The organism is Odoribacter lunatus (genome assembly GCF_943193135.1).
GTDB classification, from domain to species: Bacteria; Bacteroidota; Bacteroidia; order Bacteroidales; family Marinifilaceae; genus Culturomica; species Culturomica lunata.
On the sequence record NZ_CALPCZ010000002.1, the window covers coordinates 1 to 15779 of the forward strand.

Consider the following 15779-nt stretch of genomic DNA (forward strand, 5'->3'; position numbering starts at 1 on the left):
TTTACCTCAAAAACGATAGGTTTTCGGTAGCAAAACGATAGGTTTAAAAATAACGGGTTTAGTCATTAAGCCGGATGTATCTAAATGTGATTGCTAATATTTTTAATATCAGACACTTATTTATTCTTTTTGCAGGCGTTCATTGAAAATGGACACTCCCTTTGAAAAAAAGAGGCTTTTTTTAGTACAAAAAGAGGCTCTTTTTGCATCAAAAACATACTCTTTTTGAGTAGAAAACATATCCTTTATTTTGGGGAGTAAAAAATTGGCAAAAATAGACATTAGCACGGAAGACCTTCTTGAAGTAACGACGTCTACCGTTGACGCAGAACCGGAAAAGCCCAAAGAACCTATAGAACAACAAGAACCATAGGCATCTTCCCCTTTCGGTTTTGAACTGATAGAATAAGAAAAATAGTATGCCTTTTAAAGGCATACTATTTTGATATTAATAATCCTTGCCACACCGGACTGCGCGAGCGACATATTTCCAGTAATCCGAACCGGCTTGCATATCAACAGAAGTACTTGTTATACATCTTTCCATCGTAGCACCTACTATATCAATACCATCTTTTTGCCATTGATAGCTTAAAAGAGTACCTGTAGCTAATAAACCAACTTGACTTGAGCGGGCACTTGGGGATAAAACCGACTGCAGGCCTTTTCGTATCCCGAGTACAGTCGGTACGCTTCGGGAAGTCAGGTAATACGGAGTTGATTCAACGAATCTCCTGCCAATTTTAGGGGAAATACTTCCGAAAAGTCATGTCGGAAAGCCACTCGTACCGGCGCGCGTCATTCATTTTGCCAACCGCCGCCGAGCGCCTTGTAGAGCTGCACTAACGCCAGATGTTCATCGCGGACGGCATTGCTCAATCCCGTCCGGGCATCGAAATAGCGGCGCTGGGCATCCAATACATTGATATAATTGATACTTCCCGCACGGTATTGAAGATTCGCCAGTTCGACATATTTCCGCGCCGCCTCGCACAAATCGGATTTCAGCCGAGCGGTTTCGCGGACACTGCGATAAGTCACGATGGCGTCATCCGCCTCCTTAAATACTTCCAAAACCTTTTGTTCATACCCCAACCGCGCCTGTTCATAGGCCGCCACGGCAGCCCGATAAGTCGCTTTTTTGCGCCCGAATCCGAATATCGGCGCCGTGAGCGTGCCTACGGTATAAGAGAACGGCGAACGCAACAATCCTTTCAGGTCATCGTTCTCCCAACCTCCCGTCAAGCTGAGCACTAATCGCGGGAACCGATCGGCATAGGCAATGCCGGCATCGGCCAATGCTGTTCGCAATCGTGCCTCGGAAGCCTGCAAATCGGGGCGTCGCTGCAACAAAACCGACGGAAGCCCCACCGGCAAATCCTCGGAGCGGATTTCGCCGATATTCATCTTTCCGCGAATCACCTGCCAATCGGGATAGCCGCCCATAAGCAGCGAAATGGCGTTCTCCGTAATCTCAATTCGCCGTTCAAGCTCGGGAATCAGCGCTGCCGTCGTCGCATATTCCACCTGTGCCTGCTGGTAGACCGTTTCCGAAGTCAGTCCGCCCTCAAAGCGGAGTTTGGCCTGCGCGATTCCTTCGCGTCGTGTTTCAAGCGTCTGCCGGACAATCGAAAGCTCGTCGTCGAGCGCCACGAGCCGGAAATAGGCCGAAGCCGTCTCCGCAACGAGTAGCATGCGCATGGCACGCTCGTCTTCCACTGAAGCCGCATAGGCAGCCTCCCCCTTGCGTTTGGCCCAACGAAGCCTGCCCCACAAGTCGGCTTCCCAACTGAGCGTGGCTTTCAAATCGAACTCCGGGTCGCGCAACGATGCTTTGCCGTCATAATCGTTCGTTTCATAATCGGCGAGCGCGGTTGCAGCCAAGGAAGGCAGGCGGTTGGCCTTATTCACGCGATAAAGCTGCCGCATCTGCTCCACACGGGCGGCAGCCGACCGGATATTCTTATTATCGGTCAGTGTGCGTTTGAGAATCCGGCAAAGCGTCGTATCGCCGTAAAACTCCCACCAGGCCAAATCGGCTATGGTCAGCGAATCGGCATATCCGGCAATCGTTTCGGGCAGATTCAACTCCGGCGGCCGGCAATGTTTCACGGTCGAACAAGAATACGACAAAACAGCCGCCATGACACACAAACAGATATAAATATACTTCATCGTTTCTGCCGGTTTTTAATTTTATAAATCCATACGAAGAAAAAAGGCACAAAGACGATGCCCACCGTGATGGCCACCAGCATGCCGAAAAAGACGCCCGTTCCGATTCCCTGCCGGCTGGCAGAACCGGGGCCGGAGGCCACCACCAGCGGCAGCAGGCCCAGAATGAAAGCCAGCGAAGTCATAACAATCGGGCGGAAGCGCAAGTGCGCCGCCGTGAGAGCTGCCGAAACCGTATCGTGACCTTTTTCCACCTCCTCCTTGGCGAACTCAACAATCAGAATAGCGTTTTTAGCCACCAGTCCCACTAACATCACCAGCCCGATTTGGAAATAGATATTATTCTCCAATCCGCACAGCCAGATGCCTAAATAAGCCCCGATTCCTGCAACCGGAAGCGAAAGAATAACGGCGATGGGAACCGTCCAGCTCTCATATTGGGCGGCGAGGAAAAGAAAGACGAAGAGAAACGCCAAGGTCAATACCACACCCGTCTGCCCTCCTTCGTGCTTCTCCTGATAAGAAAGCCCGCTCCACTCTACGCCGATGTTACTTGGCAGATGATTGCGGGCGATACGCTCCAATACGGCCATCGCCTGCCCCGAACTGTACCCGTGGGCTGCGGCACCCGTAACAGTCGCCGAATTGAACATATTGAAACGCTTGATGGTTCCTGCACCTGTCGTATATTGGGTAGAACCCAGTGACGTGATGGGAATCATGGCGCCGCCCGTACCCCGCACGAAAAAGAGATTAAGATTGTCGCGCTGCATGCGATAAGGTGCCTCGGCCTGAATATAAACGCGATAAATGCGGTTGAACAGATTGAAATCATTGACATAAATCGAGCCCGTAAAAGCTTTCATCGTCGAAAAAATATCCGACATCGCTACGCCCTGCAAGCGGGCCTTGTCCCGGTCGACATCGAAATAAAGCTGCGGAATATCGCTCTGCATCGAAGAGGCTACGCCCTCCAGCTCCGGACAGCGGGCGGCATAAAACAACAACGAATCGACAGCCCGGCGCAAATCGTCGAAAGTGGCGTCGCCGCGTGCTTCGAGAATCATCTCGAAACCGCCCGACGGGCCTAGTCCGGGAATCACGGCAGGGGTCGAAAGATAGACTTTGCTTTCCGGGTACTCCGCCAACTCGTCCCGGATTCGCTGCATCACCGTCGCGAGGTCCTCGGTACGCCGTTCGTCCCACGGTTTCAGAATCACCGTCAGCGAACTGCGCGATTGGTTGGTGCCTACGCGCGGACTCGAGCCCGTTACATTGAGCACGTATTCCACATCGGGGTCATTCGTCAGAAAAGCCATCGCCCGGTCCGTTACCGCGCGGGTCCGCTCCAGCGATGCCCCTTCGGGAAGCTCCAGCTCCACCGTAAAATAACCCTGGTCCTCCTGCGGCATAAAACTCTGCGGCAGCAGCCGGTTCATCAGCCAAATGCCGGCCAGTACGACGCCGAACAAGGCAAACATACGGCGCGACTTGCCAAGCGCACAAACAATCATACGACCGTAAAACTTATTGCCGCGCGCCAGAGCAAGGTCAATCCGGCGGAAAAAACGGTTCTTGCGGTCGTGCGACGGACGCAGAAAGAGCGAGCACATCACCGGACTCAACGTAAGAGCCACGACAGTGGAAATGATGACCGACACGGCGATTGTAATCGTAAACTGACGATAGAGTTGTCCCGTGATGCCGCCGAGGAAGCTGACCGGCACAAAAACGGCACACAGCACGAGCGACATGGCGACCAGCGCACCGCTCAATCCCTGCATCGCCTTTTTGGTCGCCTCGTAAGGCGCCAGCCCTTCCTGCTCCATAATACGATCGACATTCTCGACCACCACGATGGCATCGTCAACCACAATACCGATAGCGAGAATCAGACCCAACAACGTCAGCATATTGAGCGAAAAACCGCAGATAAGCATCACGCCGAACGTACCGATGAGCGAAATAGGCACGGCAATAATCGGAATCAACGTAGCCCGCCAGCTCTGCAACGAGAGATAGACGACCAAAATCACCAGCAGCAACGCCTCGAACAGTGTGCGGTAGACATGGTGGATTGACGCGGAAATATACTCGGTCATATCGAACGGAATATCATACGTGATACCCTCCGGAAAATTCCGGCTGATTTCTTCCATTGTTTCCTTGACGGCCTCGGCCACCTCGATGGCATTGGCACCCGGCAGCATATTGATATTCATCACGGCGGCATTCCCCCCGTTGATACCGCTCTCGGTCGTGTAGGACGAAGCCTCGAGCGAAATGCGCGCCACGTCTTTCAGGCGGATAATGGAGCCGTCGGGATTGGCGCGGACGACAATCTGCTCAAACTCGCCGACCGACGACAAACGTCCTTGCGCTGTGATGGGAACCGTGATGTCTACCCCCTCCGCCGGAGCCTGCCCCAGTACGCCGGCGGCCGACTCGCGGTTCTGGTCTCGCAATACGGACTGCAAATCCTTGACCGTAAGGCCGAAATTCGCCAGCTTGTCGGGCTGCACCCATATCTGCATGGCATAATAGCGGCTGCCGACGTTCGACACCCGGCCGACACCCGGCACGCGGCGCAACATATCCAGCACATTGAGCGTTGCATAATTCGACAGATAGATTTCATCAAACTTGGGGTCGGACGACCGGAGCGTGATAGTAAGCAGTTTGCTCGAAGCCTGCTTTTCAACGGAAAGTCCGTTTTGCACAACCTCCACCGGCAGCCGCGATTCGGCGCGCTTCAGGCGGTTCTGTATATCCACGGCCGCCAAATCGGGATCAGTCGCGATATCAAACGTAACGGACGCCGTAAAGCCTCCCGAATTGGAACTCGACGACTGCATATAAATCATCCCCGGCGTACCGTTCAGCTCCTGTTCGATGGGAGTCGCCACGGCCTGCGTTACAGTCTGCGCATCGGCTCCGGGATAAGAGGCCGAAATAGTCACCACGGGCGGCACAATCTGCGGATACTGGTCAATGGGCAACATCGCCAGACCGATACTGCCGACAATGACGATGATGACGGAAAGAACCGTTGAAAAAACCGGTCTGTCTATGAAGAAATCCGATTTCATAACTTACTTCTTTTCATTTGCGGGAACATTATCATCGATTGGTCGCACCGGCCGCACTTTCATGCCGTGTTGCAACTTGTGGAATCCTTCAACGACAATCCGTTCATCGTGGGCCAATCCGCGCTCCACGACCGTGCGGTTGTTCAACTCCGGCCCGGTCTCGATAAAACGCCGCTCCACGATACTGTCCGGACGCACCACATAGATATAGGCACCTCCTTTCTCGATGACCAGCGACTTGGTAGGAACAACCACGGCGTCTTCGCGCACGTCGAGCAGCAACCGCACCTTGGTGAACTGGCCGGGCAACAGAATATGGTCGGGATTGGGCATCTCGGCACGCACGGAGAACGTTCCCGTCTGCGGATCGACCTGCGGATCGGCAAAATCAACCAGTCCGCGGAACGGATACTTCGAGCCGTCGGCCAGCGTAACCGTAATATAGGGATCCCATTTACGGGTGGAATCGCGATGGCCGAAATTGACATTGCGTGCCTTGGCGCGCAAATAATCGAGCGCCGTCATGCTGAAATCGACACGCACCGTGTCGCTCTTGACAACCGTCGCCAGAAGCGACTTGCCGCCGGGACCGACCAGCGTACCGATATCGACGCTTCGCTCGGAGATATACCCCGAAATGGGCGAACGCACGTCGGTATAGCCCAACGTCATCTCCGCCTGTGTAAGGTCGGCCTCGTTGACCACGACATCGGCCGCAGCACTCTCGTAAATGGCTATGGCGTTGTCCAAATCGAGCTGCGAAGCAGCGTTCTGTTCATAAAGCGGACGGATACGGTTCAAATCGCGTTGGGCTTTCAGCGCCTGTGCCTTGGCCTTATTAAGCGAAGCCTTGGCGCGATTGACCCGGGCATGATAAAGTTTCGGGTCGATGACAAACAACGACTGCCCCCGTTTGACATAAGTTCCCTCGGCAAAAAGCATCCTTTCAAGGTAACCCTCCACACGGGCACGGATTTCAACAATCTGCTGGGCACGGATACGCCCCACATAATCTCCGTAAAGGCTCACGTCATCCGTAGCGACCGGCTCGACGGCAACGGTCGGCAGAAAAGGCGGAAGCGGCCGGGGACGAAGCCACCAAAAAAGAAGACCGGCAACAATGACCCCGATCGTTCCGATCACCATCCATTCCCGCCGCCCGAGCTTTATGCGGGGACGCGGAATACGGCTCGCGGCATCTTTCAGAAGCGCGATATTCAACTGTTTCAAATCGGGTTTCATCATTGGGTAAATTATTATTAGATAAAACTAAAATATTTCTAAATAAGCTGTCGATTACGGCACTCCTCTCTGCCACAACAGGACAAATATAGACAAAAAAAGTTCAAAAAGTAGAAAAGGTTCAAAAGTTCAAACCTTTAGAGAGTGAAGTGATTGTAAGTATAACAAGAGCAACTACTCTCTTTCGCTGGTGTTACATATAATGAATTACGTATAAAATAGCCTTCATCAATGCTATATTTATTCTGTAAAAATCTGTCAGAATCCAGGTGAAATGGTTATAGAGTGCTTCTCGAAGCACGTTATAAGCGCTTTATAGAATTGAAATAGCATTAATAGGAGATAAATAGTTGAAATCTGTACGGGCACCTAAAGGAATCCATGCGGGAATATTGCTGAAAGGACTTAACTATGGCGGTATATATTTTCTAAGACGATACCGGATATGACTGTCATGAAATTTGCGGATAATTTTGTATCTTTGTTCCAAAGATTTTATACCCTGAAGTTTATTTCTTCTCTGAAACCTGCAATATCGAACATCCTATGGATTCTAAAGTTATTTGTAATGTCCGGATTCTAACCATGAATGCCGGAATGGAGATAATAGAGAACGGCTATGTCCGGATAAAGAACGGCAAAATCGAATCCATTGGGCCGATGGACGGACTTCGGATAGAAAATGCGTCCGGAAAAGTGGAAGACCTGAGCGGCATGTTGGTTATGCCGGGTTTTGTCAACACCCATACCCATGTGCCGATGACCTTGTTGCGCGGGTATGCCGACGACTTGCCTTTGCACCGGTGGCTGACGGAATACATTTTCCCGGCGGAAGTCCGGTCGATGACGCCCGAGCATGTGAGGATAGCGGCCCGTCTGGCTTTTGTGGAAATGATCAAATCGGGAACGACCTGTTTCAACGACATGTATTTCTTTGAGGACGTGATAGCCGAAGAGGCGAAAGCGGCGGGAATACGGGGAGTGATGAACGAATCGCTGATAGACTTCCCGACGGTCAGTTTTAAATCGGTGGAGGAGGGTTTGGCTCGGAGCGAACGGCTGATCCGGGACTGGGAAGGGGATGCGCTCATCCATCCTTCCGTCACGGTTCATGCGCCGTATACCTGTTCGAAAGATACCTTGCTGAAAGCGAAACGCTTGGCGGATAAAGAATCCGTTCTGTTGCAGATACATGTGGCGGAAACACGGAAAGAGGTGGAGGACATAAAAGCACGGACCGGAATGCCTCCTGCGGAATATCTTTACTCCATCGGCCTGTTGGACAGCAACGTCATAGCAGCCCATTGCGTCTGGCTGAATGAAAAAGAAGCGGAACTGTTGGCCAAAACGGGAACCTCCGTCGGTCATTGCCCCAAAAGCAACCTGAAACTGGCGAGTGGAATAGCCGATACGGACGCTTACATGAAAGCGGGGATAACTGTGGGCATCGGAACGGATGGCGCTGCCAGCAACAATACGCTGGATATGGTGGAAGAAATGCGCTTTGCCGCACTATTGCCCAAAGTGGTGCATTACGATCCCGAAGCGGTGAATGCGGCGATGGCGTTGCGAATGGCGACAATCGACGGAGCAAAAGCCCTGGGACTGGGCGATATTATCGGTTCGCTTGAGGTCGGGAAACGTGCCGACCTGATAGCCGTAAACATGAATGCAAGCAACATTCAGCCGGTGTATAACGAATATTCGGCAGTAGTCTATGCCATGAACAGCAAGAACATCCGCTCTTCCATGGTAAACGGTGAATGGGTTATGTATAACCGGCAGATTCTTCACATAGACAAAGAGCAGACGATAGAAAATTTAAAAAATATCACACTGAAAAATAACGAATAAAATTTAATTTTGCACGAATTAAAAAAAAGTAACTATGAAAAAATCGATGATTCTTGGGTTGATATTGAGTGTATTATCCGTGTTTGTGTATGGAGAGGAAGAAGTAAAAAAAGATTCCAGTTGGACACTGGGGGGAATGGCGGCTCTGAATTTATCTCAGATCAATCTGAGCAATTGGGCTGCCGGAGGTGAAAATGCCGTAGGATTCGACGTATCTTTTGCTTACAGTGCGGATTACAAAAAGAACAAACACTTGTGGCAGAATCGTTTGGAATTGGCTTACGGTCTGAACCAGACGGAAACGGACGGTACAAAGAAGACCAATGACAAGATTTATTTTTCATCTAATTACGGGTATGAGTTGGCGAAAAATTTGTATTTCAGTAGCATGGTGAATTTCAATTCACAGTTTGCCAAAGGATACGATTATAAGACGGAACCGAGGGAATTGATATCCCGGTTTATGTCTCCGGGCTATCTGATGGGTGGTATCGGTTTGACGTGGAACCCCAAGAAATATTTTACGGCGACCTTCTCGGCTCTTTCCTGGAGAGGAACATTTGTTACCAGTGATGAACTGTCCGAACAGGGGGCATACGGCGTTACTCCCGGCAAGCACTTGTTCTCTGAAATGGGTGGTAACCTGAAACTGGAAGTGAACTATGAATTTCTGAAAAATATGACGATTTATTCCCGTGCGGATTTCTTTTCCAATTATCTGGAAGATACTAAGAATATTGATGTCCGTTGGGATGTGACGTTGAATATGAAAGTGAACAAATGGTTCTCTGCCAATATTTCAACCAATATGATTTATGACAATGATACCAAAATTGCTCAGAAAGACGGAAGCAAGGGACCTCGTCTGCAATTCAAAGAGGTTTTGGGAATAGGATTTCAGGTTAATTTTTAAGCAACTAAAAAGGACATGATAGAGAAGCAGAACTACGGAGGTCTGGAACAGGAATTTATCGATTATAAAAATGCAAGTATTGTTGTGTTGCCTGTTCCTTATGATGGTACGAGCACTTGGCTGAAAGGCGCAGATAAGGGACCGGAAGCTATTCTGGAGGCTTCCGCCAACATGGAGCTCTATGATATAGAAACCGACTCCGAAGTATATACGAAAGGAATTGCGACACTGGACCCGGTGATGGAAAACGCTTCTCCCGAAGCGATGTCCGATGCCGTGGAAATGAAAGTGGACGCCATATTGAACGATAAGAAATTTCCGGTAATTTTAGGGGGTGAGCACTCCGTAAGTATCGGTGTTTTCCGGGCTTTTGCCAAACATTACGAGAATTATTCCATCTTGCAATTGGATGCCCATTCGGATATGAGGGATTCTTACGAGGGTTCGGATCACAACCACGCTTGCGTGATGGCACGTGCCAAAGAGATGGCGACGGTGGCCCAGGTAGGGATACGCAGTTCCTGTATCGAAGAAAAACACAACATCGATCCCGACCGCATTTTTTATGCCCATGAAATCAAGGAATCGTCCAACTGGATGTATGACGTTTCGGAAAAATTGAAAGACGATGTTTACATTACGATAGACTTGGACGTATTCGACCCCGCTTACATGCCTTCTACCGGAACGCCCGAACCGGATGGTCTGAACTACCGGGAAGTCATTAATTTCCTGAAACTGATAAACGAACGTCACAACATCATCGGACTGGACGTCGTGGAACTCTGTCCGAACGACGTCAACAAAGCGCCTGATTTCCTTGCTTCCAAACTGATCTATCAGATCCTGAGCATGAAATTCTGCAACGCCTGACCCGAATAAAACAGATTGAGTCAGTAAGGTCCTCATAATTGTACCTTACATCGTTTAAATATAAAAATGGAAAAGAAAGATTTATTAAAAGACACGATCAAACACATCGACATCAAGTCTTACGACTCTACCCCGTTGATTGACGCTATGCGCGATATGTCATTCACCTCAAGAGATACGGCTCGCGCTGCGGATATTCTTTTGAAAATGGTGAAAGAGAAAGAGTGTACTAATATTCTTACCATTGCCGGAAGTACGAGTGCTGCCGGATGTATGCAGGTTTATGTGGATATGGTCCGCAATAAAATGGTGGATGTGGTGGTTTCTACCGGAGCATCAATCATTGACATGGACTTGTTCGAAGCCTTGGGATTCAAACACTACAAAGGACGTCAGGATATACCCGATATGCAGTTGAGGGATTTATATATCGATCGTATTTATGATACCTTTATCGACGAAGAAGAACTTCAGAAGTGCGACCATACGACTTACGAGATTGCCAATTCCCTGGAACCGCGCCCCTATTCTTCTCGAGAATTTATTTGGGAAATCGGTAAATGGCTGACGAAACATTCTGTAAAAAAAGACAGTTTGATACAGACCTGCTATGAATGTGGGGTGCCCATCTTCTGTCCTGCATTTTCCGATTGTAGTGCCGGATTCGGTATCGGCAAACACCAGTGGGAGCATCCCGACAAACATGTGTCCATCGACTCCGTGAAGGACTTTATTGAACTGACCATGATTAAAATGAATGCCCCGACGACGGGATTGTTCATGATTGGAGGAGGCACGCCGAAAAACTTTGCACAGGACACGGTCGTTTGTGCAGAAATATTGGGGCATGAAGTTCCGATGCACAAATATGCCGTACAGATTACGGTTGCAGACGTGCGTGACGGTGCTTGTTCATCTTCAACATTGAAAGAAGCCTGCTCCTGGGGAAAAGTGGATGTTACTTACGAACAGATGGTATATGCTGAAGGAACGACGGTAATTCCGTTGATTGCTAGCTATGTTTATCATACCAACGAGTGGAAAAACCGTGAATATAAAAATTGGGTGAAACTATTTGAAAAGAAATAAGTCTTTACTTCAATTCATATAAAAAGAGGTCTGTTTACAGACCTCTTTTTCATTTTATGTGTTTTGCAGATAATTAGAAATAACTAAGAAATACTTCCCATAAACGGGGATTCATAAAAAGCGGGAATATAAAGCCGTATATGGCTCCGAAAAAGTGTGCATTGTGGTTGATGTTGTCGCCTCCTCTTTTGGCCATGTATTGGCAATATATCAGATAAATGATACCAAATACAATACCGGGGACCGGAAGGGCGGCAAACAGCAGGATTTTATCCCACGGATTCAGAAATATGGATGTGAATAGAATCGCGGATACGGCACCGGAAGCCCCGATAGAGCGGTACCATTCGGCATACCGATATTTAATAAAGTCCGGAATGGAGGCTACAACCATGGCACCGAAATAGAGCAGAAGATAGTTTACCGTACCCCAACCTGTAGCTTCAAATACGTTTTCGATATAAGTGCCGAATGACCAATAGGTAAACATATTTACGAAAAGGTGTGTGGTATCGGCATGGACAAAGCCGTGTGTAATAATCCGGTACCATTCGTGGCGGTGGATAACCCGATATGGGTTTAAGGCCAGTTTTTCAAATAGTTCCCGGTTATTGAAACAGACAAAAGAAATAAGAACTGTTACGGTAATGATTGTGTATGTTATCATGGTCGGATGTCTGGGTTAGATTGTGTTTATTCCAAGTATGTGTAACCGTAAAGTCCGGAGCGATAATTGGAAAGAAATTCACGTCCTTCTGCTGCGGAGATGATACCCTTTTTGACGGAAGTGGTTACCCATACTTCCACTGTCCGAGCCATCTTTTTCGGGCTGAACTGGACGTAATCCAATACATCCGCTACGGTTTCGCCTTCAATGACTTTATCTATAACATATTCATTTCCTTTCACTTTAATGTGAACGGCGTTGGTGTCCCCGAACAGATTATGCAGGTCTCCGAGAATTTCTTGGTAGGCACCGACTAAAAAGACGCCGAAGTAATAAGGTTCTTTGTTGTTTAATTCATGTACCGGCAGGTAGTATGAAAAATTCCGTGTAGAGATAAAATTATCGATTTTCCCGTCAGAATCACACGTGATATCTTGTATGGTCGCGGATTTCGTCGGCTGTTCGTTTAATCGGGAGATGGGGATTATCGGAAATATCTGGTCAATCGCCCAAGAGTCTGGCAGAGACTGGAACAGGGAGAAATTGCAGAAGTATTTATCCGGTAACATTTTGGCGATTTTCTTCAATTCGTCCGGAGCATGCTTGGTAGTTTCCGCCATAGCATATACTTCGCGGGCTACGGACCAGAACAGGCGCTCCACTTGTGCCCGGGTACGAAGGTCGATTAACCCCAAGTTGAATAACCCCAATGCGTCTTCCCGGCATTGCACTGCATCGTGCCACGTTTCCAGCAACCGGGGCTGATTAAGATTATTCCAAAGGTCATAAAGTTCTTTCACCAGTTCGTGTGCGTCTTCTTTTATCTCTTCGGAGTCATCGAATGCCGGCAAATGGGTGCTTGCCAATGCTTCAAATACGAGTACCGAATGATGGGCAGTCAATGAGCGTCCCGATTCGGTGATAATATTAGGCTGGCTAAGGTGGTTTTTTTCACAGGCATCGACAATGGAAGATACCGCATCGTTTACATATTCCTGAATGGAGTAGTTCATGCTGTTGCCGGAAGTCGCGGAACGGGTACCGTCATAATCAACACCCAGTCCCCCCCCGATATCAACAAAGTTGATGCTGTATCCCATATTCTGTAATTGAACATAGAATTGGGAGGCTTCTTTCAGAGCCGTTTTGATTCGTCGTATATTGGTTACCTGACTGCCTATATGGAAATGTATCAATTGAAGGCAGTCCTTCATTTTGTAGTTCTCTAAAATATCCAGAGCTTCCAGCAGTTCGCTTGAATTTACACCGAATTTGCTGACATCGCCACCCGACTCTTCCCATTTTCCGCTTCCGGAGCTGGCTAATTTTATCCGGATGCCGATATTGGGGCGGATATTCATTTTTCGGGCTAATTTGGCGATATTGCGAAGCTCCATGAGTTTCTCGACGACCAGATAAATGCGTCGTCCCATTTTTTGGGCCAACAATGCCAATTCGATGTAGCTTTCGTCTTTGTAGCCGTTGCAGATAATCATGGCTTCGTCATCGATGTCGATGGAAAGCACCGCATGCAGCTCCGGTTTTGAGCCGGCTTCCAGCCCGATGTTGAACCGGTTGCCGTGGCTGACGATTTCTTCCACGACCGGCCGCATCTGATTTACTTTGATTGGATAGATAATGAAACTTTTGGAAGTATAGCCGTATTCTTTGGCTGCTAATTCAAAGCAATGGGAGATTTTTTCAATCCTGTTGTCGAGAATATCCGGAAATCTCAGGAGCACCGGAGCCTCGACATCCCGTAACTGCAATTCTTCCATTAGTTCTTTTAAATCAATGGAAGGCCCGTCTTTTTTAGGTGTTACGGCAACATGCCCTTTGGCGTTGATAGAAAAATAATTCAGTCCCCAACCTTTGATATTATACAGTTCCGCTGAATCGTCAATACTCCATTTTCTCATGCTGCTTTTTGATAATGATAGTTTTTGATTAACTTATACTTGCGCAAAACTACAATATTAATTCCATATTGATAGTAAATGGTTGGAGAAATATTTATGATAAGGTTATATTTGAGATAATCTTAATAAAGCTGGAGTTATTTCCAAGTTACGGTATTTATTTTCCAAAAGTTCATGGGAATGTGGCGTAAGAATGGAAAGATAAAATAAAAACACACTGAACATCAGTGTGTTTTTGTCGAGATGACTGGACTCGAACCAGCGGCCTCCACGTCCCGAACGTGGCGCGCTACCAACTGCGCTACATCTCGATTGCGGATGCAAATGTAATAAAATAATGAATTTAATGTAGTATATTTGTAAAAATTTTATTCATCAATTTGTTTAAAGTATGGATTCTGTAAGGCAAAATAAAGTGTCACGTCTGATTCAGAGAGATTTGAGTGAGATGTTTCAAAAAGAATGCAAGGAATATACCGAAGGAGCCATGGTGTCGGTGACAACGGTGAGAGTGAGCCCGGATCTTTCCTATGCCAAGGTGTATCTGAGTATTTTCCCGTCCGCATTGGTTGAGAAAACGATGAATACGCTGAATGAAAAAAACAAGTCCATCCGGTTCGTGTTGGGTAAAAAGGTGGGGAAACAGATGCGGATTATTCCGGAGCTTCGATTTTTTGTAGACGATAGTCTGGATTATATCGAAAAGATTGACCAGTTGTTGAAATAAGCTGTTTGTTTCCTATGCGTCTGTCCCTTTTTATTGCAAAACGGTATCTGTTTTCACGGAAGAAACAAAATGCCATTAATATCATTTCCGGCATCAGTACGGTGGGCGTGGCAATCGGTACAACTGCGCTGATTGTCATTTTGTCCGTATTCAACGGGATAGACCTGCTTTTGCAACAAAGTACGGACAACCTGACCCCCGATCTGGTCGTCTCTCCCGCCAAAGGGAAATTTATCCGTTTCGATACGTTTCATTACGCCGAAATGAACGGGATGAAGGAGATTGTCTATTATCATCCGGTAGTGGAGGAGAATGCCCTGCTGAAATATGGAGACCATCTGAAACCGGTTACGTTGAAAGGAATCGGACAGGAGTATGAAAGGCATGTCGATTTCAGTCGTAATATGATTGAGGGAAAGTTCAATCTGAAATCGGGGGATTCTTTTTTTGGGGTAATCGGATATGGAATCGCGCATGAACTGGGAATCGGACTGACGTTTCTGACGCCATTGAAGTTTTATTATCCGAACAAAAAGTCTTCTTCTGTTCAAGCGGCTTTAAATACGGAGTATCTGTTTCCTTCCGGATTCTTTTCTTCCCAGCAGGAACTGGACGCTAAACTGGTGCTGACGGACATTGATTTTGCCCGCCGTTTATTCGGAGTCGGGGATCAGATTTCAAAGATAGAGGTGAAACTGAAACCGGAGGCGGCTGTCGGGAAGGTGAAAGAAAAATTGCAGTTCCTCGTGGGACAAGATTTTAAGGTGGAAGACAAATATGAACTCAACCGTTCGTTTTATGCCATGATGAAGTCGGAGAAACTGGCTGTTTTTCTAGTGTTGCTTTTCATATTGCTGATAGCCTCGTTCAATATCGTCGGTTCTATTTCCATGCTGATTCTGGACAAGAAAGAAGACCTCGGGGTTTTCAAGGCGTTGGGGATGAATGCCCAGCGGATTGTTACGCTTTTCAAAACGGAAGGGATATTGATCACGGCTTTGGGAGCGGTCATCGGCTTGCTTGTCGGGGTCGGGGTTTGCCTGTTGCAGGAGAAATACGGTTTTATCAAGTTGGGAGACGGAAGCTATATCATAGAAGCCTATCCGGTGAAACTGGTATGGGAGGACATCATGCTGATTATGGGTACGGTTTTGCTTATAGGTTATATCGCCTCTTATTTTCCGGTAAAATACCTGGTAAATAAGCTGGTCGGTCAAAAAGGGTTGTAATT

General features: G+C 47.9%; 11 protein-coding genes and 1 tRNA gene. 6 read left to right on the plus strand and 6 right to left on the minus strand.

The genetic code is table 11. The annotated features are described in order from the left end of the window. Window positions 1–798 precede the first annotated feature (798 nt). The 3 genes from NFR61_RS01505 to NFR61_RS01515 are packed head-to-tail and all read right to left on the minus strand — an operon-like array spanning window position 799 to window position 6410. Window positions 799–2175: an efflux transporter outer membrane subunit gene (locus tag NFR61_RS01505; RefSeq protein ID WP_251619983.1), complete on the minus strand. Its 1377-nt coding sequence runs from the start codon at window positions 2173–2175 to the stop codon at window positions 799–801. Further along, the gene (locus tag NFR61_RS01510; RefSeq protein WP_251619984.1) at window positions 2172–5264 is read right to left on the minus strand and encodes an efflux RND transporter permease subunit; all 3093 of its coding nucleotides are present in this window, start codon (window positions 5262–5264) and stop codon (window positions 2172–2174) included. Before NFR61_RS01510 ends, NFR61_RS01505 begins: the two co-directional genes overlap by 4 nt. 3 nt (window positions 5265–5267) lie before the next feature. Continuing rightward, a complete protein-coding gene (locus NFR61_RS01515) occupies window positions 5268–6410 on the minus strand; it encodes an efflux RND transporter periplasmic adaptor subunit (RefSeq protein ID WP_251620175.1) in 1143 nt (380 codons plus the stop codon). A gap of 642 nt (window positions 6411–7052) precedes the next feature. Here NFR61_RS01515 and NFR61_RS01520 point away from each other — a divergent pair. The 4 genes from NFR61_RS01520 (at window position 7053) to NFR61_RS01535 (ending at window position 11235) form a co-directional block, all read left to right on the plus strand. Next, a complete protein-coding gene (locus tag NFR61_RS01520; RefSeq protein WP_251619985.1) occupies window positions 7053–8360 on the plus strand; it encodes an amidohydrolase family protein in 1308 nt (435 codons plus the stop codon). Between the two features lie 34 nt (window positions 8361–8394). Beyond that, the gene (locus NFR61_RS01525) at window positions 8395–9273 is read left to right on the plus strand and encodes a DUF3078 domain-containing protein (RefSeq protein WP_251619986.1); all 879 of its coding nucleotides are present in this window, start codon (window positions 8395–8397) and stop codon (window positions 9271–9273) included. A 15-nt stretch (window positions 9274–9288) separates the two neighbouring features. Next, entirely contained in the window at window positions 9289–10146 is an 858-nt protein-coding gene (speB, locus tag NFR61_RS01530; RefSeq protein WP_251619987.1) for an agmatinase, read from the plus strand. Between the two features lie 66 nt (window positions 10147–10212). After that, entirely contained in the window at window positions 10213–11235 is a 1023-nt protein-coding gene (locus NFR61_RS01535) for a 1,9-bis(guanidino)-5-aza-nonane synthase (protein WP_251619988.1), read from the plus strand. Window positions 11236–11308: 73 nt separating this feature from the next. On the opposite strand, the gene NFR61_RS01540 is transcribed toward NFR61_RS01535, so the two are convergent. The 3 genes from NFR61_RS01540 to NFR61_RS01550 all read right to left on the minus strand — a co-directional run bounded on the left by NFR61_RS01540 (window position 11309) and on the right by NFR61_RS01550 (window position 14132). Continuing rightward, window positions 11309–11902 (minus strand): rhomboid family intramembrane serine protease, encoded by a 594-nt coding sequence (locus NFR61_RS01540; protein ID WP_251619989.1) that lies wholly within the window; start codon window positions 11900–11902, stop codon window positions 11309–11311. Window positions 11903–11928: 26 nt separating this feature from the next. Further along, the gene (gene speA, locus NFR61_RS01545; protein ID WP_251619990.1) at window positions 11929–13821 is read right to left on the minus strand and encodes a biosynthetic arginine decarboxylase; all 1893 of its coding nucleotides are present in this window, start codon (window positions 13819–13821) and stop codon (window positions 11929–11931) included. Window positions 13822–14059: 238 nt separating this feature from the next. Then, window positions 14060–14132, minus strand: a tRNA-Pro gene (locus NFR61_RS01550). An 80-nt stretch (window positions 14133–14212) separates the two neighbouring features. On the opposite strand from NFR61_RS01550, the gene rbfA reads away from it, so the two are divergent. Continuing rightward, window positions 14213–14548, plus strand: a complete 336-nt coding sequence (gene rbfA, locus NFR61_RS01555; protein ID WP_251619991.1) for a 30S ribosome-binding factor RbfA — start codon at window positions 14213–14215, stop codon at window positions 14546–14548. Between the two features lie 14 nt (window positions 14549–14562). After that, window positions 14563–15777 carry an ABC transporter permease gene (locus NFR61_RS01560; protein ID WP_251619992.1) on the plus strand — a complete coding sequence of 405 codons (1215 nt, stop codon included), beginning with the start codon at window positions 14563–14565 and terminating at the stop codon, window positions 15775–15777. The last annotated feature ends 2 nt before the right edge of the window (window positions 15778–15779 follow it).

Excerpts from the sequence above, each read along its gene's own strand:
- NFR61_RS01520 (WP_251619985.1), top strand. The coding sequence starts at position 7,053 with ATGGATTCTAAAGTTATTTGTAATGTCCGGATTCTAACCATGAATGCC.
- NFR61_RS01505 (WP_251619983.1), bottom strand. The coding sequence starts at position 2,175 with ATGAAGTATATTTATATCTGTTTGTGTGTCATGGCGGCTGTTTTGTCG.
- NFR61_RS01510 (WP_251619984.1), bottom strand. The coding sequence starts at position 5,264 with ATGAAATCGGATTTCTTCATAGACAGACCGGTTTTTTCAACGGTTCTT.
- NFR61_RS01535 (WP_251619988.1), top strand. The coding sequence starts at position 10,213 with ATGGAAAAGAAAGATTTATTAAAAGACACGATCAAACACATCGACATC.
- NFR61_RS01540 (WP_251619989.1), bottom strand. The coding sequence starts at position 11,902 with ATGATAACATACACAATCATTACCGTAACAGTTCTTATTTCTTTTGTC.
- speA (WP_251619990.1), bottom strand. The coding sequence starts at position 13,821 with ATGAGAAAATGGAGTATTGACGATTCAGCGGAACTGTATAATATCAAA.
- speB (WP_251619987.1), top strand. The coding sequence starts at position 9,289 with ATGATAGAGAAGCAGAACTACGGAGGTCTGGAACAGGAATTTATCGAT.
- rbfA (WP_251619991.1), top strand. The coding sequence starts at position 14,213 with ATGGATTCTGTAAGGCAAAATAAAGTGTCACGTCTGATTCAGAGAGAT.
- NFR61_RS01515 (WP_251620175.1), bottom strand. The coding sequence starts at position 6,410 with ATGGTGATCGGAACGATCGGGGTCATTGTTGCCGGTCTTCTTTTTTGG.
- NFR61_RS01525 (WP_251619986.1), top strand. The coding sequence starts at position 8,395 with ATGAAAAAATCGATGATTCTTGGGTTGATATTGAGTGTATTATCCGTG.
- NFR61_RS01560 (WP_251619992.1), top strand. The coding sequence starts at position 14,563 with ATGCGTCTGTCCCTTTTTATTGCAAAACGGTATCTGTTTTCACGGAAG.